The organism is Caballeronia arationis (assembly GCF_001544975.2).
GTDB classification, from domain to species: domain Bacteria; phylum Pseudomonadota; class Gammaproteobacteria; order Burkholderiales; family Burkholderiaceae; genus Caballeronia; species Caballeronia arationis.
Window position 1 is genome coordinate 1 of record NZ_FCOG02000023.1, and the last position, 24,218, is coordinate 24,218.

The window sequence follows — 24,218 nt, forward strand, 5'->3', positions numbered from 1 at the left end:
CCGCGAACCTCAACCGCGCGACGAATGTACCTTTCGTCCAGCGAAGCGAAAACGGATGAATGACTGCTGTGCCAACTCGTTTGCTGTGCGATGTCACGGTGCGTGCCGCGCGCCAAGCTCCTGAAGTTCTTCGAGGGCGACACTTGGGCGGTATGTCCACTCAGTACTTCAAAGGCGTTGCCGTCCTTACACCGCTGCCTGAAATGCTGCTTTCTTTGGTTACTTTCTTTGCAGCAGCAAAGAAAGTGACTGCCGCCCCGCACAGGGGCAGAGCTAATAGACCACAAAGAAAGCAAGTTCCATAGAAGTCCAGAAACATCAAACGGTGTAAACAAACATATGAACTCGGACGGACCAGCGCACTACCCGCGGCGCCCAGAGCGCCACTCTGCGAACGCAGCAATCGTATCCTCGTTAGGCGGATAGGTCCCGCGCAACACGGCGCCCGCTTCGACGCGCTCGATGATGAATGCTTCCATCAGTTCCTGCTCCGTGGCATCGCGCGCGACTTCCTCCGCGAGATGGCGCGGCACGATCACGACGCCGTCCACATCCCCGACGACGATATCGCCCGGATACACCGCCACGCCGCCGCACGCGATCGGCACGTTCATGTCTACCGCGTGATGCTTTGCCAGATTGAGCGGCGCGCTCGCGCCCGCGCAGAAGAGCGGCAGCCCGATGTCGCCGATCGTGCCGCTGTCGCGCACGCAGCCGTCCGACACCATGCCCGCGACACCGCGCACCTTGAGGCGCATCGTGAGAATCGAGCCCGTCGATGCCACCGTGCGGTCGCCGCGGCAATCCTGCACGAGCACGCTGCCGGCCGGCGCGCTTTCCACCGCCTTGCGTTGCGGATGATCGGGGTCCTGGAACACGCCGACATGATCGAGATCCTCGCGCGCCGGAATATTGCGCAGCGTGAAGGCCGGACCGACGAGATTCGGCGCGCCCGGCGCAGGCTTCTTCAGCGGCGCCACGCCCTGCAGGAACACGTTGCGCAAGCCGCGCTTGAAGAGTTGCGTCGTGAGCGTTGCTGTGCTGACCTGGCGAAGCAGTTCGAGGGTGGCGTCGCTCACCGCGATGTCGGTGGATGTCATGGCTATCGTCCGTGGATGGGTTCAGTGGATCTCGGGTTCGTCGTTCTTCGACGATACGGCGGCCGGCTCTTCGAGGAAATCGAAGTCGCAGCCCTTGTTCGCCTGCGTCACGTGAAGCTGATGCATGACGCCGAAGCCGCGCTCGAAATGACGCTTCGGCGGCGTCCATGCCTCCTTGCGCGCGGCCAGTTCCTCGTCGCTCACTTCGAGATGCAGGCGCCGCGCGTGGACGTCCAGCACGATGATGTCGCCGTCCTTCACCAGCGCAAGCGGCCCGCCCACGAACGACTCGGGCGCGACGTGCAACACGCATGCGCCGTAGCTCGTGCCGCTCATGCGCGCGTCGGAGATGCGCAGCATGTCGCGCACACCCTGCTTCAGGAGCTTCTGCGGAATCGGCAACTGCCCCCACTCCGGCATGCCCGGCGCGCCGACCGGTCCCGCGTGCTGCAGCACGATCACCGAATTGGCGCTGACGTCGAGCGCTTCGTCGTCGATCCGCGCGGCCATGTCCGCGTAGTCCTTGAACACGATCGCCGGGCCGCGATGCTTCAACAGATGCGCTTCCATCGCGGCCGGTTTGATGACGGCGCCGTCGGGCGCGAGGTTCCCCGTCAGCACGGCGAGCCCGTCGCTCGGGACAAGCGGATTGTCGCGGCGGCGGATCACGTCGTCGTTGAAGATTTCCGCGCCCGCGATGCTCTCGCCAAGCGTCGCGCCGCTCACCGTCATCTGCGTGCCGTCGATCAGTTCGCCGAGTTCGGCGAGCAGCGCGCGCAAGCCGCCCGCATAGAAGAAGTCTTCCATCAGGTATTGCCCGGCCGGACGCAGGTTCGCGATTACCGGGGTCACGCGCGCGAGCTCGTCGAAGCGCGCCGTCGTGAGCGGAATGCCCGCGCGCCGCGCAACCGCGACCAGATGCACGATCGCGTTGGTCGAGCCGGACATCGCGAGCACCGTGGTGATCGCGTTGTCGAACGACTTTGTGGTGAGGATGTCCGACGGCTTCACGTCGGTCCACACCATCTCGACGATGCGCTTGCCGGTCATCGAAGCGAACTGCGCATGGCGCGAATCGGGGGCGGGTATCGACGAAAAGCCAGGCAGTGTGAGCCCCATCGCCTCGGTGGCGCTCGTCATCGTCGAGGCGGTGCCCATCGTCATGCAATGTCCCGGCGAGCGCGCGATGCCGCTCTCGACGCCCTTCCACTCGTCCTCCGTGATCCTTCCCGCGCGCAGTTCGGCCCAGTATTTCCAGGTGTCCGAGCCCGAACCGAGCGTGCGGCCATTCCAGTCGCCGCGCAGCATCGGGCCGGCGGGCAGGAAGATCGCGGGCTGGTCCATGCTGATCGCGCCCATCAGGAGGCCCGGCGTAGTCTTGTCGCAGCCGCCCATCAGCACGCAACCGTCGAACGGATAGGAGCGCAGCAGTTCCTCGGTTTCCATCGCGAGAAAGTTGCGGTACAGCATCGTGGTCGGCTTCTGGAACGGCTCGGCAAGCGTCATCACGGGCATTTCCACCGGAAAGCCGCCCGCCTGCCAGACGCCGCGCTTCACTTCCTCGACCCGCTGCTTGAAATGCGTGTGGCACGAGTTGATCTCGCTCCACGTATTGATCACCGCGATCACCGGCTTGCCCATGTAATCCGACGGGTGGTAGCCCATCTGCGCCGTGCGCGAGCGGTGCCCGAAGGAACGCAGGTCGTTCACGCCGTACCAGCGGTAGCTGCGCAGTTCTTCCGGGGTTTTGCGTTGTGCTGTCACTTCCGTCTCCGGTTGGTAACGCTATCATTTCGCGGCGGATGGTAACGCTGTCATCGACTGGCGTCGCTCGGGGTTTATACGCACGTCACACGCAGGCGGCGCCGGCTGCGTCGCCGGTTTGCGCTTATCATCGGGACTCACGCCTGAGCAAACGACACATACACATATCGATACGGAGCCGCAGCATGTATATCGCCATGAATCGCTTCAAGGTCGCCCTCGGCTCGGAGGCGGCGTTCGAGGAACTCTGGACTTCGCGCGACACGCATTTGAAGGAAGTGCCGGGCTTCGTCGAGTTCCATCTGCTCAAGGGTCCGCAGCGCGACGATCACGTGCTCTATTCGAGCCACACGATCTGGGCAAACCACGCCGCCTTCGAAGGCTGGACCCGGTCCGACGCCTTTCGCGCCGCCCATCGCAATGCGGGCAACGAAAGCCGCTCGCTCTATCTCGGTCATCCCGAGTTCGAAGGTTTCGAAGTGATTCAGACGGTGAAGTAGGCATCCGCCCGCTGCGATGCCTCGATTTCGCGCGAGCGTAACGGTCCTTGTGATCGGCTTCATCGCGGCCGGCTGCGCCGCGGTCCACGAGGCTGGCTGCGCGCAAGGCGAGCAACGCTCGGTCAACGACGTGTTGTACTTCGGCACGTCACGCGCGGCGGGCACGATCACGTCGGCACAGTGGTCCGGTTTCCTGCGGAGCGCGGTCACGCCGCGTTTTCCGGAGGGGCTGACCGCCTGGCCCGCGTCGGGCCAGTGGCGCACGGCCGGCGGCGCCATCGTGCATGAAGCCTCTTTCGTCCTGATCCTCGTCCACCCCGACGACGACACGAGCGAAACCTCCGTGCGCGCGATCATCGGCGAATACAAGTCGCGCTTCGACCAGGAGGCCGTGCTGCGCGTGAAGAGCCACGCCTGTGTCTCCTTCTAGTGGCGCGGTCGGCCTCGATCGCAATATTTCTCACATACCAGTGAAAATCGCTCGCTTGGCGAGAAGAAGCCGCGCGCCTACGATGCAGCCATCGGATGAAGCTCCCGGATCTTGTCGTTTCATTCCAGCGTGAACCTTTTTGCGCCGAGGCGGCTGTACGATGGCTTCGCAATCCGACTCCACGTGCAGGCACAAAATGAATCCGCTCAACATCGCCCAGTTGCTCGTCCTCGCCGCTCTATGGGGCGGGTCGTTTCTCTTTATCCGGGTCGGCGTGAACGACTTCGGCGTCGCGCCTCTGATGGCGCTGCGCGTCGGCATCGGCGCGCTCTTTCTCGTGATCATGCTCGCCTTGCGCGGCAAGGCACCCGATGCGTGGCGCACGATCCGCTCGCGTGCATGGCCGCTCTTCGTCGTCGGCTTTCTCAATTCGGCTGCGCCGTTCTGCCTCTTCGCGTACGCGGAACTGACGCTCTCCGCCGGCGTGACCTCGGTGATCAACGCGACGACGCCGCTGTGGGGCGCAGTCGTCGCGTACCTGTGGCTGAAAGACCGCCTGAGCGGCCTGCGCGTCGCGGGGCTCGTGATCGGCTTCGCGGGCGTGCTCGCGCTCGTGTGGGATCAGGTCGCGACGCCGCACGGCGCAGGGGCTGCCCCCGTCTCGCCCGCGACGACCGCACTCGCGACAGCCGCCGCGCTCGGCGCGGCGCTCCTCTACGGCGTCGCGGCGAGCTATACCAAGAAGCACCTCATGGGCGTCGATTCGCTGACGGTCGCCGCCGGAACGATGCTCTGCGCCACGCTGCTGCTCCTGCCCTTCGCGGTCTACTGGTGGCCGGCGGCGACGGTGTCGGTCGAATCCTGGGGCGCGGTGGCCGCGCTCGGCGTGGCTTGCACCGGCATCGCATACATGCTGTTCTACCGGCTTATCGCGGTCGTCGGTCCGGCGCGGGCGATCACCGTCACCTTCGTGATTCCGATCTTCGGCATCCTCTGGGGCGCGATCTTCCTCTCCGAGCATGTCTCGGCGGGCATGATCCGGGCCTGCGCGATCATCCTCGTCGGCACCGCGCTCGCGACCGGCGTCGTCAAGCGCATTCCGCTCTTCGGCCCGAGACGCGCCTCCGCTTGCGCGAAGCAGTGATCGACCCGGCGCTTCGGCTCGCGGCACACCGAGCCGAAGCGCATCGATAACCACCCTCTCCCTCGCTCGCCCACCGCGCCACATGGAATTGTGGCGCGCGCCTGCCTTAGTGGATACTTCGCTATCCGTTCACAAGGAGGCATCTCATGTCCGCCGTATCGGCATTCAAGCTCGTGCTGATCTCGCTCATCGCCATCATCGCGCTCGAACTGGTGGCGAAACGCCTGCGGCTGCCGCCCGCGGCGGCGCTGCTCGTCGGCGGCGCGGCGATGGCGTTTGCACCGGGCCTTCCGCCCGTCGATCTCGATCCCGACCTCGTGCTGATCCTCTTTCTCCCGCCGCTCCTGATGGACGGCGCGTACTTCTTCGTCTGGGCCGACTTCAAGCGGCACCTGTCCGGCATCCTGCTGCTCGCAATCGGCGCGGTCGCGTTCACGACCTTCGTGGTCGGCGTGGTCGTGCATCTGGTCGCGCCGGCGCTGCCCTGGGCCGCGTGCTTCGCGCTCGGCGCGGTGGTCTCGCCGCCCGACGCGGTCGCGGCGAAGGCGGTGCTCGAACGCGTCGCGCTGCCGCGCCGGCTGATGGTGCTGCTCGAAGGCGAGAGCCTCCTGAACGACGCGGCCGGCCTCGTGCTGTTCCGCTTCGCCGTCGCGGCGGCGCTGACCGGCGCGTTCAGTGCGCCGCACGCGCTCATGAGCTTCACGACGCTCGCGATCGGCGGCATCGCGGTCGGGCTCGTGGTGGGCCTCGTGATCGTGCGGCTCCTGCGCTTGCTCGAAGACGATTATCTCGCCATCACCCTGTCCGTGATTTCGGCATGGATCAGCTACATCGCCGGGGACATGCTGGAAGTGTCCGGCGTGATCGCCACGGTGACCACCGGCATGGTGCTCGGCTGGCACCAGCACGAAGTGTTCACCGCCGCCGTGCGCACGCGCGGCACCGCGTTCTGGCAGGTGGTCGTGTTCGTGCTGGAAGCGCTCGTTTTCGTGCTGATCGGGTTGTCACTGCGCAGCGTCGTGATCCGGCACGGCGGCGGCGAAAATGCGTTCGCGTTGCTGGCGCCTGCCGTGATCGCTGTGGTGGCGGCGGTCGTGCTGTCGCGCTTCGCGTGGGCGTTTTCCGCCGAGGCGATCAAATCCGTCTTCCGTCGCCTGACGGGACGCAGGGACGCGTCGCCCGACTGGCGTTCCGCGACGATCGTCAGCTGGGCGGGCATGCGCGGCGTGGTCACGCTCGCGATCGCCCTGTCGCTGCCCGAAGCGATGCCCGGCCGCGACCTCATCCTGTTCTCCGCCTTCGTGGTGATTCTCGTCACCGTGCTGCTGCAGGGCACGACGATCGGTCCGCTGATCCGCTGGGTGAAGCCCCCTGAACTGAGCGAGGCCTCGCATCACCTGACCGAGACGCAGGCGTGGGCGCGGCTGGAAGCGGCGCAACTCGCGGCCATCCAGCCGCTCGTCCACGATGCCGACGGCAAGGTCATTCATCCGCGGCTCCTTGAGCAATACACATATCGCGCAAAGCTCACGCAGCAGTTCCAGCACGCACACAGGTACCCGTCGAAGGAACGCAGCGCGCACTACGACGTGGTGCTCGCCGCGATCAAGGCGGGCCGCTACGAGTTGTTGTGCATGCACCGCGCAGGGCTGATCCACGATGAAGTGCTGCGCGTGCTCGAACGCGATCTGGATTTGCAGGAACTTGCGTCTCGGCACGCGCGGGATTGAGCGGCCGGTACCGGCCTGAATCGATCGCCGGCGAAATCTCGAAGATTTTTTCGCCTTGCCGTGTCGATTCCGGCGCGCCTCAAACGACGTGTAACAGGCAGGCGCGCTGACGTACAGGCGCAACCGCATCGTCCGCGCCGGCCGGCCAATCCGACCAAGGAGCTTCCATGCAACTCTTCGCTCACCCCTTTTCGTCGTACTGCCAGAAGGTCCTGATCGCGCTCAGGGAAAACGACACACCGTTCGAGTACCGCGTGCTTTCGCCCGACGACGAAAAGACCCGCGCCGAACATGCCGCCCTCTGGCCGCTCAAGCGCTTTCCCGTTCTCGTCGACGAGGGGCGCACCGTGCTGGAATCGAGCATCATCATCGAATATCTGGCGCTGAATCATCCGGGGCCTGTGCGCCTCGTTCCCGACGACCCGCGCGCCGCGCTCGATGTGCGCCTGATGGACCGCTTCTTCGACAACTACATCATGACGCCGATGCAGAAGATCGTCTTCGACAGCATGCGCGAACCGGAGCGGCGCGACCGGCAGGGCGTCGACGAAGCGCGTTCGATGCTCGATCTGGCCTATCGCTGGCTGGACAACACGATGCGGGACCGCGAATGGGCAGCCGGCGGCGTGTTCAGCATGGCCGATTGCGCCGCCGCGCCGTCGCTCTTCTATGCGGACTGGACGCATCCGGTCGACCGCGAATTCGCCAATGTCCGCGCGTATCGGGAGCGGCTGCTCGCGCGGCCTGCGTTCGCGCAGGTGGTTGACGATGCGCGGCCGTATCGCGGGTTCTTTCCGCTCGGCGCGCCGGATCGCGACTGACCCGGCGCGCTCACGGTTCAGCGCGTCATTCGAGCCCTTCGTGCTGCAACGCGAGCTTCACGGCCGGACGCGCACGCATGCGCCCGGCAAACGCGGCGAGGCGCTCCGGCACCTCGATGCCGACCTTGCCTGCCCAGAGCAGCATCGTGAAGAGATAGGCATCCGCGACGCTCACCTCGCTGCCGAACAGATAGTCGCCCTTCATCATCGACGCGATCAGGTTGAAGCGCTGCCCGATTTTCTCGCGCGCGGCAGAAGCTTCCGCATCCGATGACGGCTTGAATACGCGGCCGAACTGCTTGTGGATCTCGGTCGAGATGAACGCCAGCATCTCCAGCAGTTGCAGGGCGCCCGAGTCGCCGGAAGGCGCAAGCGCAGGCTTTTGCTGCGCAATCCATGAAAGGATCGCGATGTTCTCGGTCAGCACGCGGCCGTCGTCCATTTCGAGCGACGGCACATAGCTCTTCGGGTTGATCTCGTCGAACTTCTGGCCCGTTTCCGTCAGTTTCGTCTTCAGGTCGACGCGCACGCGGTCGAACGACATGCCGGCTTCGTGCAACGCGATATGGTCCGCGAGACTGCAGGCTCCGGGCGAATAGAAAAGTTTCATGGCGGGTGCCTCCTTGCCGTTGAACGGCTGTGGTCGGTCTGTTCGGGCAGCAAGGCGCGTGCCGAAGACGCCACCGGCACGAGCGCTAGAGCGTCACCCGCGTGATGCCGCCGCTGGAGAGAAGCCGCACGCGTTCGCCTGCGCGAAACATTTCGCCGTCCGCGCTCTGCGTGATCGCGCGCAGAGCACCGTTGTCGAGCCGAACCGTGATCTCGAGACCCGGCTTCTTCGCGAGGCGATTCTGCACATCGTCGCCCGCAACCGCGCCCGCCAGCCCCCCGAGGATGCCGGTCAGGAGCGAGCCCCGCCCGCCGCCGACCGCGCTGCCGGCGACAGCGCCCAGCAGTCCGCCGCCAATAGCGCCGAATGGGCTCGCCTGCCCGTTGTTCTCGTCGATGGTGACGCCGCGCACGCTTTCGACCGTGCCCATGCGAACCGTTTGTTCGCGCCGGGCCTGCGATGCGGTGTAGATGTCAGCGGAACTGCCGGTGGTGGCGCAGCCGGCGAGCGCCACGGAACAGGCCATCAGGAGCGTGCATGCGGCCATCGATCGTTTCATGTTCTTCTCCTCGGTGTGTGCGAGGCCGCTGGGAGCGGCTTTCGATGTGCACATCGTAGGAATCGAAAATGAGGAACGAATGAGGAGCGAATTCCGTCCTTTACTTCGCCTCGTCGCGTGGTGCCTGTCCGAGCACGACCGTCCAGCCGAGTCCGCGCACATTGCGGATCACACCCGTGCCGAACTTCTTGCGAACGGAATGGATGATCACGTCGACCGCGTTGCTTTCGACCTCCTTGCCCCAGCCGTAGAGCTTGTCTTCAAGCTGGTCGCGCGAGAAGATCGTGCCCGGCCGTTCGAGGAGCGCCAGCATCAGCGCGAATTCGCGCGCCGACAACGCGCCCGCCGTGCCGTTGCAGGTGAGCGTGCGGTCGTCGAGGTTCAGGCAGAGGGTTTCGTCGCCCAGACGCGAGACCGCGTAGCCCGCCTTGCGCCGCAACACCGCGCGAATGCGCGCCATCAGCTCTGGGATGTCGAAGGGCTTGACCACGTAGTCGTCGGCGCCGACGTCGAGGCCCTGCACGCGCATATCCAGATCGTCGCGCGCGGTCAGGATCAGCACCGGCACCGTGTTACCCCGCGTGCGCGCCTGCCGCAGCAGTTCGATGCCCGTCATGCCCGGCAGGCCGAGATCGAGCAGCACCACCGTGTAATTCGCCGCCGCCATCGCCTCGCTGCCGGCCACGCCGTCCCGCACCCAGTCGACCGCGTAGTCGGCGTCCTTCAGCGCCCGCAAGAGGCTCGTGCCGATCTGCACGTCATCTTCGATCAGAAGGATTCGCATCGTGTCTCCTTCACCGCTTCCGGCGCGCAGCCGGCTGGACGTTTTAAGCGCCCGCTGCACGGCGCGGGTCCCTCGTCCATTGTAGAGCGGCAAAAAGCGCGGATGCTCGTCAGCCGGGTTGCGGATCGTTCGCTTCCTCCTCGTCGTCCACCGGAAAGCACACGGCGGCGACGATTCCCGACGGGCCGTCGACGCGATTCCTGAGCGTCACCGTGCCGTCGTAGCGCGCGACGATCGCCTTGACGATCGACAGCCCGAGCCCGCTGCCTTCGATGTCCGGATTCGCGCGAAAGAAGCGGTCGAACACGCGCGGCAGCAGTTCCTCGGCGATGCCCGGCCCGGTATCGATCACCTCGACGCACACCATGCGGTCGTGAAGGCGCATGTGCAGGTCGATCGTGCCGCCATCCGGCGTATAGCGCACCGCGTTGCCGACCAGATTGCGCACTGCCATGCCGACGTCGGCTTCGACCGCGCGCACATGCGCGCTCACCATTTTCTCCGCGCCGATATCGATCCCGCGCTGCAACGCGATGGGCAGCACATCGGCGACCGCGGCCGTGACCACGGCAGCGAGGTCCACGCGCGCTACCGCGGTGCCGTTGACGGGCGCATCGGCACGCGCGAGCCGCAGCAGTTGCGTGATGAGGCTGCCGCTTCGCGCGATGCCGCTGCGCAGTTCTCGGAAGCGCTCCTGATTGCCCGGGACGATGTCGCGCTGCAGGTTGTCAGCCTGCAATTGCAGCGCGGTGAGCGGCGTGCGCAGTTCGTGGGCGGCATCGGCGATGAACTTGCGCTCTGCGTCGATCGACTGCGCGAGCCGCTCGATCATGCGATTGATCGAAAGAATGAAGGGTTCGATCTCGGTCGGCACGCCGACGGTCTGCAGCGGCTTCAGATGCCCCGCGTCGATGGCCTGCACTTCGCTGCCGAGCCGGTTCAACTGGTACAGCGAGCGCCGTACGACGAGCACCACCGCGATCCACACGAGCGGCAGCAGAACGATGAGCGGCCATAGCGTGCGGGTCGCGGCCGTCTCTTCGAGTTCATGCCGCACCGACAGGCGCTGTGCGACCTGTATCGTGGTCGAGGAATCCCGAATCGTAAAGATGCGCCACGCCTCGCCGTTGACGGTGGCACTCGAGTAGCCGTGCGGCGCCGTTTTCGGCAGAGCGAGCGAGGGCTCCGTCGAACGATACGGCTCGTCCGAGTCTGTCTTCCATACCGTCAGCACGATGTCGCGCGCGTCCTGCGATCCGCGCGCGGGTATCGCCGGTATGCCTTCCGCGAAGCCGTCGCGCATGCGCAAGGCCACTTGTTCCATGCGCAGGTCGAGCAATGCGCTCATGCCGTTCCTGCATAGCTGATAAGAGCTCAGGCCCTGGAGCACACCGACCATGCTCACGAGCAAACCGAGCGCCACGACCAACTGATTCCTCAGCGACTTGATCATTGTTGTGCGGTGTGGTGATGAACGGGTATGCGCGTCAAATCGATTCCGGGGCGCGGCGCCTTCGGATTTTACGCGATCGTCCCGCACCGGCGCGGCCAAAAAAATGCGCCGGCGCGACAGCGACGGGCGTCAAACATACAGGGAAGTTACAAGAAGTGAGGCGCGGCCCCCGGCTGCTCACGCCTTCCCGCGAGCCGCGCTCCACAGATCCAGCATAGCCGCGAGGAATTAGCGTTTCGTGAGGAACGGGTCTCGCTCCGCCAGAAGATTCGTGCGCGTTCTTTCAGTTGTTCGGCATCGCCGGATGCGGTCAAGGCGAGCGCTCGTTCGCACCGCCCGCCATGCTCGAAAACACGCCATCGCGACGCACGAGCCCATGAAACAGCGCCGCGGCCAGATGCATGAGGAAGGTCGCGAAGAGCAGCAGCGCCAGATACGTGTGCGCGGAACGCAGGAACGCGTAGGCACGCACGCTCTGCGGCAGTATCGGCGGAAGATGTACCGGACCTGCGAGCTGCACCGGATAGCCAGCCGAGGACAACATCGCCCACCCGACGAGCGGCATTGCGAACAGCAGCGCATAGAACAGCCAGTGCGAGAAATGTGCGACCTGTTGCTGCCAACGCGGCATGTCGGCGGGAAGCGCGGGCGTCTTGTGCGTGAACCTCACGACGAGGCGGACGGCCACCAGCACGAGTATCGCGATACCCAGCGGCCGATGGATCGTGAGCAGCACCTCGTGCCACCACGAGAGCGTCGACACCATGCCGATGCCGATGAACAGCATCGCGATCACGAGCGGCGCCATGAGCCAGTGCATCAGACGTGCGATGGGGCTGAAGCGGGTCGTAGCAGCAGTCATTCGTTACCTCGCGAAGCAGCATGCGCTTCTTCGTGTGTGCGCCGGTTGAAGGAAACCGAATACGCCGACGAACGCGCCGTCAGGAGCGGGTCGTCGGAGATCTTCAGGCCATTGGGAAGAACGGTCGGGTTGAAGTTGATGTCGCGGCAGTCGCCATCGCTTTGCGCGCTCTCGCGTTCGACCACCAGCGTGCCGGCGTCGATGCGCTCGCGGTCGGCGGGCCATGCGACGGTGGCGTCGTTCGTGACGTCGCCGGGTTGCGCGACGGTCAGGACGAGATGCCAGCGCAACGGCCCGTTCTGAAGGCGGCCCCGCAATTCGTCGTCGAGGAAGTCGTGTTTCGCCGTCTGCTGCTTCTCGACCGGCATGTACTCCGACTCGGGCACCACGGACCAGCGAACATCGCGCGTCGCGCCCGACGCATCGATTGCGCGGAACGCATCGATGCCGTAGTAAGCGGCGTTGCCAAAGCTCGTCGACGGCGGATGCGACGCGACCCAGCGTCGGAACGGCTGCGTCTCCGGATGCGCGGCGAAGAACGCGGCAAGCTTCGCCGGATCGGGCTTGCCCGTCGCCGGATCGGGACGCGATGCGACGAGTTGCTCATAGAAGCCCTTCGCGTTGTTCACGATGAACACCGGCGTGTTGTTCATGGCAGTGCGCCATTGTTCACCGTCCGCCGACCTGAACTGCAGCGCCATGCTTCGCACGGGCGCGCTTGCATCGGCGGCTGCCGGGTTCGTTCCGGGAATCGCGAAGCGTCCCGTCACCGGTGTGCGCACGTGGTCGAACACCTGTGCACGCGAGATGCGCGACGCGTTGCCGTTGCCCTCGAAGTAGCCCGCGAAGCAAACGCCCTTCGCGTGATTGCGCCGATAGCCCGCATGGACGCCGCCATTGGTCTCGAAGGTATCGATAATGCGCGCGGGCGTCAGGCGCTGCGGCGTGAGCACGCCCGCGACGTAAGCGAACGCGCCGCCTGTTGCGAGCACGACGACACCGATCGCCGCGAGCTTGCCGATCTCGCCGCGATGTCGGCCGGGATGACGCAACACCTCTGCCAGGGAAAATGAACGCTGTCTCATGCCGCGGGTTCCCCGGCAGCACTGTGGATTGCAATGAGCTTACTCAAGTCGAACTCCATCGATTGTTTGGGGTACGCCAGCACGCGAACACGACCGCAGCCGTCTTTATTCCGTTGCACCGAATATTTATTGCTACCCGATTTTTTGTTCGCGATTCGGGAATAGACCGGAGACGGCGCGGGTTATCCCAGGTACCAACCCGTTAATTTCGAGGAGTCGAAAATGAAGACCGTTGCTTCCCTTGCCTTGTCCGCCATGCTGCTGGTTTCGTCGGGCGCTTTTGCCGAAGGACTCACCCGCGCCGAAGTCCGCGCGCAACTGGTCGCCGCCGAACAGAACGGCTCGCGGCTCGTCACCGATGCGTCGTATCCGGATGTCAGCCCCTTCTATCAAAACCAGCTCGCGCAACGCCCGAACGCCAGCGTTGATGCGGACGTCAACTCATACGGCGGCGCCATGACCGGCTCGGCATCGGGCGCAGCCCGGGCGATGGGCACATGCGTCGGCCCGGTCAGCTTCTGCAACATCTACGCGGGCTCCTGAGCGCCGCGTCGGTCATCGAGATCTCGCGGTCCGGGCCGAGCGTGTCCGGGCGCCGATCTGCCTTCGTACTTTTTCTTATCTGGAGTCCCGTCATGAACAAGTTTCTCGTCGCCAAACTGGCATGTGCTTCCATCCTCGTCACGCCCTCCGTCTTTGCACAATCGAATGCGCCCGTCACCCGGGCACAGGTCAGGGCGGAACTCGCCCGACTCGAAGCAGCCGGCTATTCGCCGGGCGGAGACGACGCTCATTACCCGGACCAACTGCAGGCCGCCGAAGCGCGCGTCGCTGCTGCCAACACGCCCGATAGCAGCGCGTACGGCGCCCCGGCACAAGGCAGCGTTGCATCGGGCGTACGCGATGCGCATGCGGACGCGCGTTCGCCTTATTCCGGGCAGTAATTTTTTGACCGCGTGGAATAAAGCGGTCGCATTCCCTGTTTGCACGTTATAGAAACCCCTGTTCGCCAACGACCGTGGACGCGCCAACCGTGAATCCGCCTTGCCAGATGCAGTTGTCGGAAGCCGACATGCAGGCATTCGCCGACGACCTGCTGGCGCCCGAGCGCGCCGCCCGCGTGCGTGCGTATCTGGCGCGGCGGCCCGACGAGGCGCGCCGGGTCGCTTTCTACGCGCGGCTCAATGCGCAGATGCAGTCGGTCTTTCGCGACGCCGGCGACAGCGCGCCGCCACTGCGGACCACGCAGCGGCATCTTGCCCGGCTCGCGATGGCAGTGTTCGCGTGCCTCGCGCTGATCGCGGCGGCCGTCTTCGTCACGGTGCGCGTGCCGGACGCAGCGCTCGAACGCGCCGCGATCGTCGCCCTCGCGCCCGCACCCATGCATGCCGCCTCCGCAAACGCGCCCGATCTGTCGTCGGCGGGGTTTCGGGCGGTCGGCGTGCGCACGGTCATCCTCGGTGCATTCGCTACCGCCGATGCCTACGTGTACCGCAACGCGCAGCAGGAATCGCTCGTCGTCATGCCGGTGCGCGGCGAACCGGGCGGCTCCGCGGCGCCATGGCGGGCGCGTAGAATCGGCAGCGCGCGCCTGTTCGAATGGACTTCCGCCGGGGGTGTTCGCATGATCGTCGGCGGCAACGCGGGCACGCGCGGCCTGATGCGCGCGGCCGACCTGCTGACGAAGGATTGAATCCGGCGTTGAACCCGAAAGCCTCGATCGCCAAGGAAAGCCTATGAGTGTCCGAGACCAGCTCATGGATCACGTGCCGCGATTGCGACGCTATGCGCGCGCGCTGATCCGCAACCGCGATCTTGCCGACGATCTCGTGCAGGACACACTCGAACGCGCGCTGCGTCACACCGACAAGTTCCAGTCCGGCACCGACCTGCGCGCCTGGCTCTTCACCATCATGCACAACGTGTTCGCGAACCAGGCGAGCCGCGCGGGCGCGCGGGCGGTGCACGTCTCCGTCGACGACGACACGCTGCCCGAAAGCGAGTTCGCGGTCGCGGGGACGCAGGCGCAGTCGCTCGAAGTGCGCGATCTCGACTATGCGCTGCAACGCTTGCCGGTGGATCAGCGGCAGGTCGTGCTGCTCGTCGGGCTGGAAGAGCTCAGCTATGCAGAAGTCGCGCTCGCGCTCGACATCCCGCTCGGCACGGTCATGTCGCGTCTGTCGCGCGGGCGCGAACGGCTGCGCGCGCTGATGGCGGGCACGCAGACCGGCGCAAAACTGAAGGTGGTGCGATGAACGAACAACACGAACCGATCAGCGAAGAGGACATCCACGCCTACGTGGACGGCGCGCTAGCCGAGCATCGGCGCGCGGAAGTGGAGCGTCTGCTCGAAACGGACGACGCGCTCGCGCGGCGTGTGAGCGATTACTTCGCGCTCGGCAACCTGCTGCACGAGCGGTACGACCGCGTGCTGAGCGAGCCCGTTCCGCAGCGTCTCCTGCCGCCCGACCCTGCCGCGCCTGTTGCCGCAGTCGCACGCAAGCGCTGGTTCGCCGCCGCGAACTGGCCGCAGTTCGCGGGACTCGCGGCGGCACTCGTCGTCGGAATCGGAATCGGCGTGGGAGGAATGACGAGCCAGCCTGCGCGCGAGATGCTGATGTCGGCGACCGGAGACTCGCAGACGCGGCGCGTGAGCGCGAGCAAGGAAGAATCGTTCGCGCGGCAATCGGCGATCGCGTACGTCACCTATGCGCCTATGGTCACGCGTCCCGTCGAGGTCGGCGCGGATCAGGAGCAGGAACTCGTCAGGTGGCTGTCGAGCCGCCTCGGCACCGACGTGCACGCGCCGATCCTCACGCGCGTCGGCTTCAACCTGATGGGCGGGCGCCTTTTGCCCGGCGAGGACGGCCCGGTTGCGCAGTTCATGTATCACGACGCGAACGGCGAGCGCATCACGCTCAACGTCTCGCATCGCAAGCCCAAGAGCGACGTCACCGCGTTCAAGCTCTACGAGGACGGCTCCGTCAAGGTGTTCTACTGGGTCGACGGCGACTTCGGCTACGCGGTGTCGGGCGCGATCGACCGCAAGGTGCTGCTCGACGTCTCGCATGACGTGTACGAGCAACTGACGGAAAGTGGCAGCGGACGGAGCGCGGACTAAGCGGCCTGTCCGTTTCGACACATGCAACGATGCCCGGCAGCGCGTGCACCTCATTCGTGCACAACTGCGCGACGCGCGGCCGGGCTTGCCTCATCGTCGTGCATGACCGGCGCCTGTCGACGCAAATACAAGGCTCTCGCGCGTGGCACGCTTATCGCTATAGAAAGCCCTGCACGGAGCCGGCGCATCATCCGGTTTAGCAAAGACAATCTGCAAATGGACGACTAGGGTTCCGGTCCGCGAGCGTTGAGTTCGTGGATGCTGGTCCGAGAGTTGTCGACCTCAAAGGTACTGCGCGAGGTTACACGGCGGGATAAAAGCCCGGGAGAGAACGCGATCGAGAGTCGCGCCGCTCCTGCCGCCGATAACCGCCCCTTCGAGGTCAACCTCATGCGCAAGCTATCCCGTCTTTTTGGCATCGCCGCCCTCTCCCTCGCCGCGTTTGCTTCCTCCTCTTCGTCGTTCGCCGCCGGCCGTCAGGACTTCAAGGTCTGCTGGACCATCTACGCGGGCTGGATGCCATGGGGCGAAGCGAAGACCCAGGGCATCGTCAGCAAGTGGGCGAAGAAGTACGGCATCAACGTGGATGTCGTGCAGCTCAACGACTACATCGAATCGATCAACCAGTACACGGCCGGCAAGTTCGACGGCTGCGCCATGACCAACATGGACGCGCTGACGATTCCGGCAGCGGGCGGCGTCGATTCGACCGCGCTCATCGTCAGCGACTACTCCAACGGCAACGACGGCGTGCTCGTCAAGGGCAAAGGCAAGAAGGTCGCCGACCTCAAGGGCCAGCAGATCAACCTCGTGCAGTTCTCCGTGTCGCATTACCTGCTCGCTCGCGCGCTGGAGTCCGCCGGCATGAGCGAACGCGACCTCAAGGTGGTCAACACCTCGGACGCCGACATCTCGGCGGCCTTTGCCACGCCGGCGGTCAAGCAGGCCGTCACCTGGAACCCGATGCTCGCCGACCTGAAGGCGAAGCCGAACGTCACCGAAGTCTTCGATTCGAGCAAGATCCCCGGCGAGATCATGGACATGATGGTCGTCAACACGAAGACGCTGCAGGAGAACCCCGCGCTTGGCCGTGCGCTGACGGGCGCCTGGTTCGAGATGATGACGCTGATGCACGCGACGAGCGCCGACAACACGGCTGCGATGAACGCGATGGCGAAGGCTTCGGGCACCGATCTCGCGGGCTTCAAGGGGCAACTCTCCACCACCGCGCTCTTCTACACGCCGAAGGCCGCGCTCGACTTCGCGACGAGTTCCGACCTGCCGCGTACGATGACGCGCGTCGCGAAGTTCTCGTTCGATCACGGCCTGCTCGGGCAAGGTGCGCCGAGCGCGGACGCGATCGGCATGGCGTTCGACAACGGCGTCGTGATCGGCAACAAGAGCAACGTAAAGCTGCGCTTCGATCCGACCTACGTGCGCATGGCCGCCGAAGGCAAGCTCTGAAGTCCACAAGACCAGAAGGAGGCCGCGCGATGCGACTCATCAACCGACACCCGAGCAGGAGCGGCGCGATGATGCTGCTTCTGATGCCGTTCATCGTGCTGCTGGCGGTGTACTTCACCAGTTCGTCGCTGCGTCTGAAGGACAATCCGGACGACAAGGTGCTGCCGAGCGCCGCGCAAATGAGCGACGCGATTCATCAGTTCGCGTTCACCGAAGACAAGCGCACCGGCCAGTACCTGCTGTGGGCCGATACGGCGGCGAGCCTCAAGCGTCTCGGCATCGGTCTCGTGGTGAGCGCAGTGATCGCGCTCGTCGCGGGCATCGTGACGGGCAGCATCCCGCTCGTCACCGCGACGCTCTCGCCGTTCATCACCGTGATCTCGATGATCCCGCCGCTCGCCGTGCTGCCGATTCTCTTCATCGTGTTCGGTCTCGACGAGTTGTCCAAGGTCGTGCTGATCGTGATCGGCATCACGCCGATGATGATCCGCGATCTCCAGCAGCGCGCCCGCGAAATTCCGAACGAGCTGTGGGTCAAGGCGCAAACGCTTGGTGCAACAAGCTGGACGCTGATGCTGCGGATGATCGTGCCGCAGCTGATGCCGCGCCTGCTCGTCGCACTGCGGCTCGCGCTGTGCTCGGCGTGGCTCTTCCTGATTGCGGCCGAAGCGATCGCCTCCGTCGACGGCCTCGGCTATCGCATCTTCCTCGTGCGCCGCTATCTCGCGATGGACGTCATCCTGCCTTACGTCGCGTGGATCACGCTGCTCGCCTGGCTCATCGACGAAGGCCTGCGCCGCATCACGCTGTGGGCTTTTCCGTGGTACGGCGGAGGCGCGCGATGATCGAAGTCCGCAATGTGTGGAAGGAATACGGCGATCAGGTCGTGCTCGAACGGCTGAACCTGAAGATCGACGAAGGCGAGTTCTGTTCGATGGTCGGCGCTTCGGGTTGCGGCAAGTCCACGTTCCTGCGCCTGCTGCTCGGCCAGGAACGCGCGACACGCGGCGAGATCCTGCTCGACGGCGAGCCGCTGCCGGGCGAGCCGGACGCGCATCGCGGCGTCGTGTTCCAGCGCTACTCGGTCTTCGAGCACCTGAGCGTCCTGCGCAACGTGATGCTCGGCCTCGAACTGCGGCAGTCGAAGTTCATGGGACGCCTCTTCGGCGCAGCCCGGCGGGTCGCACAGGATGAAGCGGTCGAGATGCTGGAGCGTGTCGGCCTCGCGGCTGCGCTCGACAAGTACCCGCATCAGCTCTCGGGCGGCATGCAGCAGCGCCTCGCCATTGCGCAGGCGCTGATGATGAAGCCGCGCATCTTGCTGCTCGACGAGCCGTTCGGTGCACTCGACCCGGGCATCCGCCGCGACATGCACGAACTGCTGAAGATGCTCTGGCGCGAGTCGGGCCTGACGATCTTCATGGTCACGCACGACCTGAAGGAAGGCTTCACGCTCGGCAGCCGCGTGCTCGTGTTCGACAAGGTGCGCGTCGATCCGCAAGCGCCGGGCGCCTATGGCGCGCGCATCACCTACAACATTCCGCTGGATCACAGCCGCGATGCGGCTTCGTCGATCCACGTCGCGCGTGCCGCCGTCGAAGGCGCCGCGCGCGAAGTGCTACCCGCTTAAAGGAAGCCACGAAGATGGAATTGCTACTCGAAGAAACCATTCCCGGCGGCGGACACACGTCGCTCGTCGTCAAGCGCGGACAGTCGCTGCGCATCACCGACCTGCGCGGCCGCGCGAACGTCAGCATCATGATGTTCAACGCAGCCGAGAAGAGCGAGCGCCTGAACCTGCCCGACACGCTCAAGTGCCAGCACACCGCGAAGCTGACCGCGGGCCACTGCGTCTACTCCGACATGGGCCGGGTGCTCGCCGCCGTCGTCGCGGATACATGCGGCTGGCACGACAGCATCGGCGGCGTATCGAACGCGGACGAAGTGAGCGAGAAGTATGGCGCGGGGCGCTATCAGGAACTGCGCAACGCGTTTCATCGCAACGGCACGGACAACCTGCTCGTCGAGATGGGCAAATGGAACCTCGGCCTTTCCGATCTCCTGATGACGCTGAATCTCTTCAGCCGGGTCGACGTGAACGATCAAGGCGCGCTCAAATTCGTCAGCGGCAACTCGAAGGCGGGCGACTACGTGGAACTCTATGCGCCGATGAACACGCTCGTCGTGCTCACCGCGATCCAGCATCCGCTCGACCCGAAACCGGACTATGCGCCGCAGCCCGTTAAGCTGACGCTCGCGTCGGCAGACCGCGAAGTCGCAGAAATCTGCCGCACGTCCTGCGAGGAAAACGTGCGTGGCTTCATCAATACCGATCGCTTCTATCTTTGAGCGGAGACCGACATCCATGACGACCTACCTCACCGCCAGCGACCGGAAAGCCGAAGACGCGATCCACCGCGAGACGCTCGCCGCCGGCGAGCCGTGGCTCAAGGAACTGAAGGCGGGGCAGACGCTGCGCATTCGCGATATCGAAGGCAATCAGGCGGTCGATACGCTCTTCTACGGCCTCGACAATCCCCGCGAACGTTTCGATCCGCAACGCACGCTGCGTCGTCAACAAAGCCTTTATCTGACGACCGGCACGGTGCTGTATTCGAACCTCGGCAATCCGATGCTGACCATCGTCGCCGATACATGCGGGCGGCACGACACGCTCGGCGGCGCATGCGCACAGGAAAGCAATACCGTTCGATACGCCCTGGAAAAGCGCTACATGCACAGCTGCCGCGACAACTTCCTGCGCGCGTGCGCGCACGACGGGCGTCTCTCCAAGCGAGACCTCAGCCCGAACGTCAACTTCTTCATGAACGTCCCCGTGACATCCGCTGGCGGGCTGACGTTCGAGGACGGCATCTCGGCACCCGGCAAGTACGTCGAGTTGCGCGCGGAGATGGATGTGATCGTGCTGATCTCGAACTGCCCGCAGTTGAACAACCCCTGCAACGGATACAACCCGACGCCCGCCGAGTTGCTGATATGGGACTGAGCCGCCTGCGTGCATGGCTTCACCTCGTGCTGCAAGTGCGAGCGGGCCGCATCTTCCCATGCGCACGCGACGACCTGAAGCTTGATCGGACGAAACACTAAAGGACTTCTGCCGGGGACGACCCCGGCATGCATCTTTCACGTGGCGGGACGGCCCGCCCACGCATCCAGCCTCCTCTCATGTTCGAGAAAGTCCTGATTGCCAATCGCGGAGCCATTGCGTGCCGCATCCTTCGCACCCTGCGCGCGCTCGACGTCCAAGGGGTTGCCGTATATAGCGAAGCCGACCTCGCCAGCCGTCACGTCAGCGAAGCGCCCATTGCGCACTCGCTCGGCGAAGGCGCGGCGTCCGCAACCTATCTCGACGTCGCGAAGATCCTCGATATCGCGCGCCGAGAGAACGTGCAGGCGATTCATCCCGGCTACGGTTTTCTCTCGGAGAACGCGGAGTTCGGCGAAGCATGCGAAGCCGCGGGCATCGCCTTCATCGGACCGACGCCTGCGCAGTTGCGCGCCTTCGGCCTCAAGCACACGGCGCGCGCCATCGCGGCGGAGCAAGGCGTGCCGATGCTCGAAGGCACGGGCCTTCTGGATGATGTGGATGACGCGCTGAGCGCAGCGGCACGAATCGGCTACCCGGTGATGCTGAAGAGCACGGCGGGCGGCGGAGGGATCGGCATGCGCGTGTGCTGGAGCGCAGACGAACTCGCAGCACAGTTCGACGTGGTGAAGCGGCTCGGCCAGAACAACTTCAGCGATGCGGGCGTGTTCATCGAGAAGTACATCGAACGCGCGCGCCATCTCGAAGTGCAGGTCTTCGGCGATGGCCGCGGCAACGCGCTCGCCCTCGGCGTGCGCGACTGCTCGGTGCAGCGGCGCAATCAGAAGGTGCTCGAAGAGACGCCGGCGCCGTCATTGCCCGAAGGCATGACGGATGCGCTGTGCGAAGCGGCGCTGCGTCTTGCGAAAGCAGTGGATTACCGCTCGGCGGGCACCGTCGAATTCGTGTATGACAGCGGCGCCGGGCAGTTCTATTTCCTCGAAGTGAACACGCGGCTTCAGGTCGAGCATGGCGTGACCGAGCAGGTCTGGGGCGTCGACCTGGTGCGCTGGATGATCGAACTCGCGGCAGGTACGCTTGCGCCGCTCGAGGAACTCGGTGCATCGCTCAAGCCGAGCGGTCACGCGATTCAGGCGCGTCTCTATGCCGAAGATCCCGGCCGTGATTTCAAGCCGAGTCCCGGACTGCTGACCGAAGTCGTGTTTCCCGAAGCCGATGGGCACGCGCTGCGCATCGACACGTGGATCGAAGCCGGATGCGAAGTACCGCCCTATTTCGACCCGATGCTCGCGAAGCTGATCGCGTGGTCGCCGACGCGGGACGAAGCGCGTCACGCCCTCGCCGATGCACTGAACGCGACGCGCATCTACGGCGTGGAAACGAATCGCGAGTACCTGCGCCAGATCATCGACGACACGCCGTTCGCCTCCGGCGAGCCATGGACGCGCTGTCTCGAAGCGTTGCGCTACCGCGCGAGCACCGTGGAGATCGTGAGCGGCGGCACGCAGACGACCGTGCAGGATCACCCGGGCCGGCTCGGCTACTGGGCGGTCGGCATTCCGCCGTCAGGTCCGATGGACGATCGCGCGCTGCGGCTCGGTAATCGCCTGCTCGCCAACGCCGACGACGCCTCGGCGCTCGAAATCACGATGAGCGGCCCGACGCTTCGCCTCAACACGGATGCGGTGATCGCGATCACGGGCGCAGCGCTGAACGTGACGATCGATGGCGTCGAGCAGCCGATGAACACCACGCTCTTCGTCGCGGCAGGCTCGACGCTCGCCCTCGGCGCGATCCGCGGCGCGGGGGCGCGCGCGTACCTGTGCGTGCGCGGCGGATTCGACGTCGCGCTGTATCTCGGCAGCCGCAGCACGTTCACGCTCGGCCAGTTCGGCGGCCACGGCGGACGCGCGTTGCGCGCGGGCGACGTGCTGCATTTGCATCCGCTCGAAGATCGCAGTCACGGCGAGCGCCTTTCGTTCGCACCCGCGCTCGAACCCGTGCGCACGCTGCGTGTGATCTACGGGCCGCATGGTGCGCCCGAATACTTCAGCCCGCGCTACATCGAACAGTTTCTCGAAACCGAATGGGAGATCCACTTCAATTCGAGCCGCACCGGCGTGCGCCTGATCGGCCCGAAGCCCGAATGGACGCGCGAGGATGGTGGCGAAGCAGGCCTGCATCCGTCGAACATCCACGACAATCCGTATGCGGTCGGCGCGATCGATTTCACCGGCGACATGCCGGTGATTCTCGGTCCCGATGGCCCCAGTCTTGGCGGCTTCGTGTGCCCGGTGACGATCATCGAAGCGGACCTCTGGCAGATCGGGCAACTGAAGGCCGGTGACAAGGTGCGCTTCGTTCCGGTCCAGATCGATGAGGCGCGCGCGGCGGCGGCTGCGCGTATCGTCGAACTGGATGCGCTCGAAGCGCAGCCCGCGCCGCACCACGCCGCGGGTCCGCTCACGTCGCCCATCGTGCTCGACGTCGGCGCGAATCATGACCGGCTCGTCGCGCGCCTATCGGGCGATACGCATCTGCTGCTCGAACTCGGACCCGCCGAACTGGACCTCGTGCTGCGCTTTCGCGGCCATGCGCTGATGCAGTCGCTCGAAGCGCTCGAACTGCCCGGCGTGATCGACGTGACGCCCGGCATCCGTTCGCTGCAGATCCACTATCAGCCCGAACGCCTGCCGCTCGCGCAACTGCTCGATATCGTCGAGCAAGCATGGCAGCGCGTGCTGCTGCAAAAGGACTTGCGCGCGCCTTCGCGGATTGTCCACCTCCCGCTGTCGTGGGACGATCCGGCATGCCGCCTCGCCATCGACAAATACATGACCACCGTGCGCCGCGATGCGCCGTGGTGCCCGAGCAATCTGGAGTTCATCCGGCGCATCAACGACCTCGATTCGATCGACGATGTGAAGCGCATTGTCTTCGATGCGAGCTATCTCGTGATGGGCCTCGGCGACGTCTATCTCGGCGCGCCTGTCGCGACGCCGCTCGATCCGCGCCACCGGCTCGTGACGACGAAATACAACCCGGCGCGCACGTGGACGGCGGAGAACTCAGTCGGCATCGGTGGCGCGTATCTCTGCGTGTACGGCATGGAAGGCCCGGGCGGCTATCAGTTCGTCGGGCGCACGCTGCAGATGTGGAACCGCTATCGCGCGACCGCCGATTTCGCGGGCCGCCCGTATCTCTTGCGCTTCTTCGACCAGATACGCTTCTACGAAGTGGAGGCCGATGAACTGCTGCGCATCCGCGAGGACTTTCCGCTCGGACGCTATCCGCTCAGGATCGAGGAGACAGAGCTGTCTCTCTCCGACTACGAAGCGTTTCTCGAACGCGAAGCGCCCGGCATCGACGCGTTCCGCACACGCCAGCAAGCCGCGTTTCAGGCGGAACGCGAACGCTGGCGCGAGGCCGGACAGGCACAGGATAGCTTCGAGCCACCGGTCGTCGCGGATACGGAAACCGTCGTGCTCGAAGACGGCCAGACCGCCGTCGACAGCGAGATCGCGGGTAATCTTTGGCAGGTGCGCGTGAAGTCGGGCGAGCGGGTCGCGGCGGGCGATCTGCTGTTCGTCATCGAATCGATGAAGATGGAAATCTCCGTCTGCGCTCCATGCGCGGGCATCGTCAGCGATATTCACGTGGCACCCGGAACGCCCGTGAAAGCGGGACAACGCGTCGCCGTGATCGACAGCCTCTAAGGAAAACC

The 24,218-nt window shown here is 65.2% G+C and carries 24 protein-coding genes and 1 riboswitch; of the genes, 16 read left to right on the forward strand and 8 right to left on the reverse strand.

Annotation, left to right across the window (positions count from 1 at the left end; all coding sequences use genetic code 11):
* Nucleotides 1-362 precede the first annotated feature (362 nt).
* Together AWB81_RS16050 and araD are read right to left on the reverse strand one after the other, a co-directional pair.
* Nucleotides 363-1,100, reverse strand: coding sequence for a ribonuclease activity regulator RraA (locus AWB81_RS16050; RefSeq protein ID WP_062637031.1), 738 nt, complete (start codon nt 1,098-1,100; stop codon nt 363-365).
* Between the two features lie 21 nt (nt 1,101-1,121).
* Complete coding sequence (gene araD / locus AWB81_RS16055) at nt 1,122-2,864, reverse strand: L-arabinonate dehydratase (RefSeq protein WP_062637032.1); 1,743 nt, start codon at nt 2,862-2,864, stop codon at nt 1,122-1,124.
* Nucleotides 2,865-3,049: 185 nt separating this feature from the next.
* Here araD and hmuQ point away from each other — a divergent pair, with 185 nt between their 5' ends.
* From hmuQ to AWB81_RS16080, 5 genes are all read left to right on the forward strand, one after another.
* Nucleotides 3,050-3,364 (forward strand): heme-degrading protein HmuQ, encoded by a 315-nt coding sequence (gene hmuQ, locus AWB81_RS16060; RefSeq protein ID WP_062637034.1) that lies wholly within the window; start codon nt 3,050-3,052, stop codon nt 3,362-3,364.
* A gap of 49 nt (nt 3,365-3,413) precedes the next feature.
* Nucleotides 3,414-3,794: a DUF3574 domain-containing protein gene (locus AWB81_RS16065; protein ID WP_062637037.1), complete on the forward strand. Its 381-nt coding sequence runs from the start codon at nt 3,414-3,416 to the stop codon at nt 3,792-3,794.
* 196 nt (nt 3,795-3,990) lie between these two features.
* Complete coding sequence (locus tag AWB81_RS16070; protein ID WP_087135013.1) at nt 3,991-4,938, forward strand: DMT family transporter; 948 nt, start codon at nt 3,991-3,993, stop codon at nt 4,936-4,938.
* A gap of 146 nt (nt 4,939-5,084) precedes the next feature.
* Nucleotides 5,085-6,668, forward strand: a complete 1,584-nt coding sequence (locus tag AWB81_RS16075) for a Na+/H+ antiporter (RefSeq protein WP_062637041.1) — start codon at nt 5,085-5,087, stop codon at nt 6,666-6,668.
* Between the two features lie 167 nt (nt 6,669-6,835).
* A complete protein-coding gene (locus AWB81_RS16080; RefSeq protein WP_062637043.1) occupies nt 6,836-7,489 on the forward strand; it encodes a glutathione S-transferase family protein in 654 nt (217 codons plus the stop codon).
* A 25-nt stretch (nt 7,490-7,514) separates the two neighbouring features.
* On the opposite strand, the gene AWB81_RS16085 is transcribed toward AWB81_RS16080, so the two are convergent.
* From AWB81_RS16085 to AWB81_RS16110, 6 genes are all read right to left on the reverse strand, one after another.
* Nucleotides 7,515-8,099, reverse strand: coding sequence for a glutathione binding-like protein (locus tag AWB81_RS16085; RefSeq protein WP_062637045.1), 585 nt, complete (start codon nt 8,097-8,099; stop codon nt 7,515-7,517).
* Nucleotides 8,100-8,184: 85 nt separating this feature from the next.
* Nucleotides 8,185-8,658, reverse strand: coding sequence for an outer membrane lipoprotein (locus tag AWB81_RS16090; RefSeq protein WP_062637047.1), 474 nt, complete (start codon nt 8,656-8,658; stop codon nt 8,185-8,187).
* A gap of 100 nt (nt 8,659-8,758) precedes the next feature.
* The gene (locus AWB81_RS16095; protein WP_062637050.1) at nt 8,759-9,442 is read right to left on the reverse strand and encodes a response regulator transcription factor; all 684 of its coding nucleotides are present in this window, start codon (nt 9,440-9,442) and stop codon (nt 8,759-8,761) included.
* 109 nt (nt 9,443-9,551) lie between these two features.
* On the reverse strand, nt 9,552-10,895 hold the full coding sequence (locus AWB81_RS16100) for a sensor histidine kinase (protein ID WP_062637052.1): 1,344 nt from the start codon (nt 10,893-10,895) through the stop codon (nt 9,552-9,554).
* Between the two features lie 310 nt (nt 10,896-11,205).
* Entirely contained in the window at nt 11,206-11,757 is a 552-nt protein-coding gene (locus AWB81_RS16105; RefSeq protein ID WP_062637054.1) for a cytochrome b, read from the reverse strand.
* Nucleotides 11,754-12,809, reverse strand: a complete 1,056-nt coding sequence (locus AWB81_RS16110; RefSeq protein WP_374730494.1) for a catalase family peroxidase — start codon at nt 12,807-12,809, stop codon at nt 11,754-11,756. The genes AWB81_RS16105 and AWB81_RS16110 overlap by 4 nt, the downstream gene beginning before the upstream one ends.
* A 255-nt stretch (nt 12,810-13,064) precedes the next feature.
* Between AWB81_RS16110 and AWB81_RS16115 the strand changes: the two genes are divergently transcribed.
* From AWB81_RS16115 to uca, 11 genes are all read left to right on the forward strand, one after another.
* Nucleotides 13,065-13,385, forward strand: a complete 321-nt coding sequence (locus AWB81_RS16115; protein ID WP_087135015.1) for a DUF4148 domain-containing protein — start codon at nt 13,065-13,067, stop codon at nt 13,383-13,385.
* A gap of 92 nt (nt 13,386-13,477) precedes the next feature.
* Nucleotides 13,478-13,786 (forward strand): DUF4148 domain-containing protein, encoded by a 309-nt coding sequence (locus AWB81_RS16120; RefSeq protein ID WP_062637060.1) that lies wholly within the window; start codon nt 13,478-13,480, stop codon nt 13,784-13,786.
* Nucleotides 13,787-13,875: 89 nt separating this feature from the next.
* The gene (locus AWB81_RS16125) at nt 13,876-14,535 is read left to right on the forward strand and encodes an anti-sigma factor family protein (RefSeq protein WP_144444135.1); all 660 of its coding nucleotides are present in this window, start codon (nt 13,876-13,878) and stop codon (nt 14,533-14,535) included.
* Between the two features lie 43 nt (nt 14,536-14,578).
* The gene (locus tag AWB81_RS16130) at nt 14,579-15,097 is read left to right on the forward strand and encodes an RNA polymerase sigma factor (RefSeq protein ID WP_062637064.1); all 519 of its coding nucleotides are present in this window, start codon (nt 14,579-14,581) and stop codon (nt 15,095-15,097) included.
* The gene (locus AWB81_RS16135) at nt 15,094-15,963 is read left to right on the forward strand and encodes an anti-sigma factor family protein (protein WP_062637066.1); all 870 of its coding nucleotides are present in this window, start codon (nt 15,094-15,096) and stop codon (nt 15,961-15,963) included. The genes AWB81_RS16130 and AWB81_RS16135 overlap by 4 nt, the downstream gene beginning before the upstream one ends.
* A gap of 213 nt (nt 15,964-16,176) precedes the next feature.
* Nucleotides 16,177-16,293: riboswitch (guanidine-I (ykkC/yxkD leader) on the forward strand.
* A gap of 60 nt (nt 16,294-16,353) precedes the next feature.
* A complete protein-coding gene (locus AWB81_RS16140; RefSeq protein WP_062637068.1) occupies nt 16,354-17,427 on the forward strand; it encodes a putative urea ABC transporter substrate-binding protein in 1,074 nt (357 codons plus the stop codon).
* A 29-nt stretch (nt 17,428-17,456) separates the two neighbouring features.
* Nucleotides 17,457-18,272 carry an ABC transporter permease gene (locus AWB81_RS16145; protein ID WP_062637070.1) on the forward strand — a complete coding sequence of 272 codons (816 nt, stop codon included), beginning with the start codon at nt 17,457-17,459 and terminating at the stop codon, nt 18,270-18,272.
* Nucleotides 18,269-19,057: an ABC transporter ATP-binding protein gene (locus tag AWB81_RS16150; protein WP_062637072.1), complete on the forward strand. Its 789-nt coding sequence runs from the start codon at nt 18,269-18,271 to the stop codon at nt 19,055-19,057. Before AWB81_RS16145 ends, AWB81_RS16150 begins: the two co-directional genes overlap by 4 nt.
* 14 nt (nt 19,058-19,071) lie before the next feature.
* Nucleotides 19,072-19,776, forward strand: coding sequence for an urea amidolyase associated protein UAAP1 (locus AWB81_RS16155; protein WP_062637074.1), 705 nt, complete (start codon nt 19,072-19,074; stop codon nt 19,774-19,776).
* Between the two features lie 16 nt (nt 19,777-19,792).
* On the forward strand, nt 19,793-20,434 hold the full coding sequence (locus tag AWB81_RS16160; RefSeq protein ID WP_062637076.1) for an urea amidolyase associated protein UAAP2: 642 nt from the start codon (nt 19,793-19,795) through the stop codon (nt 20,432-20,434).
* A 179-nt stretch (nt 20,435-20,613) separates the two neighbouring features.
* The gene (uca, locus tag AWB81_RS16165; RefSeq protein WP_062637078.1) at nt 20,614-24,210 is read left to right on the forward strand and encodes an urea carboxylase; all 3,597 of its coding nucleotides are present in this window, start codon (nt 20,614-20,616) and stop codon (nt 24,208-24,210) included.
* Nucleotides 24,211-24,218: the final 8 nt, after the last annotated feature.

Excerpts from the sequence above, each read along its gene's own strand:
- uca (WP_062637078.1), top strand. The coding sequence starts at position 20,614 with ATGTTCGAGAAAGTCCTGATTGCCAATCGCGGAGCCATTGCGTGCCGC.
- AWB81_RS16115 (WP_087135015.1), top strand. The coding sequence starts at position 13,065 with ATGAAGACCGTTGCTTCCCTTGCCTTGTCCGCCATGCTGCTGGTTTCG.
- hmuQ (WP_062637034.1), top strand. The coding sequence starts at position 3,050 with ATGTATATCGCCATGAATCGCTTCAAGGTCGCCCTCGGCTCGGAGGCG.
- AWB81_RS16120 (WP_062637060.1), top strand. The coding sequence starts at position 13,478 with ATGAACAAGTTTCTCGTCGCCAAACTGGCATGTGCTTCCATCCTCGTC.
- AWB81_RS16080 (WP_062637043.1), top strand. The coding sequence starts at position 6,836 with ATGCAACTCTTCGCTCACCCCTTTTCGTCGTACTGCCAGAAGGTCCTG.
- AWB81_RS16100 (WP_062637052.1), bottom strand. The coding sequence starts at position 10,895 with ATGATCAAGTCGCTGAGGAATCAGTTGGTCGTGGCGCTCGGTTTGCTC.
- AWB81_RS16135 (WP_062637066.1), top strand. The coding sequence starts at position 15,094 with ATGAACGAACAACACGAACCGATCAGCGAAGAGGACATCCACGCCTAC.
- AWB81_RS16075 (WP_062637041.1), top strand. The coding sequence starts at position 5,085 with ATGTCCGCCGTATCGGCATTCAAGCTCGTGCTGATCTCGCTCATCGCC.
- AWB81_RS16145 (WP_062637070.1), top strand. The coding sequence starts at position 17,457 with ATGCGACTCATCAACCGACACCCGAGCAGGAGCGGCGCGATGATGCTG.
- AWB81_RS16050 (WP_062637031.1), bottom strand. The coding sequence starts at position 1,100 with ATGACATCCACCGACATCGCGGTGAGCGACGCCACCCTCGAACTGCTT.
- AWB81_RS16090 (WP_062637047.1), bottom strand. The coding sequence starts at position 8,658 with ATGAAACGATCGATGGCCGCATGCACGCTCCTGATGGCCTGTTCCGTG.
- AWB81_RS16105 (WP_062637054.1), bottom strand. The coding sequence starts at position 11,757 with ATGACTGCTGCTACGACCCGCTTCAGCCCCATCGCACGTCTGATGCAC.
- AWB81_RS16160 (WP_062637076.1), top strand. The coding sequence starts at position 19,793 with ATGACGACCTACCTCACCGCCAGCGACCGGAAAGCCGAAGACGCGATC.
- AWB81_RS16155 (WP_062637074.1), top strand. The coding sequence starts at position 19,072 with ATGGAATTGCTACTCGAAGAAACCATTCCCGGCGGCGGACACACGTCG.
- AWB81_RS16085 (WP_062637045.1), bottom strand. The coding sequence starts at position 8,099 with ATGAAACTTTTCTATTCGCCCGGAGCCTGCAGTCTCGCGGACCATATC.
- AWB81_RS16150 (WP_062637072.1), top strand. The coding sequence starts at position 18,269 with ATGATCGAAGTCCGCAATGTGTGGAAGGAATACGGCGATCAGGTCGTG.
- AWB81_RS16070 (WP_087135013.1), top strand. The coding sequence starts at position 3,991 with ATGAATCCGCTCAACATCGCCCAGTTGCTCGTCCTCGCCGCTCTATGG.
- AWB81_RS16130 (WP_062637064.1), top strand. The coding sequence starts at position 14,579 with ATGAGTGTCCGAGACCAGCTCATGGATCACGTGCCGCGATTGCGACGC.
- AWB81_RS16140 (WP_062637068.1), top strand. The coding sequence starts at position 16,354 with ATGCGCAAGCTATCCCGTCTTTTTGGCATCGCCGCCCTCTCCCTCGCC.
- AWB81_RS16095 (WP_062637050.1), bottom strand. The coding sequence starts at position 9,442 with ATGCGAATCCTTCTGATCGAAGATGACGTGCAGATCGGCACGAGCCTC.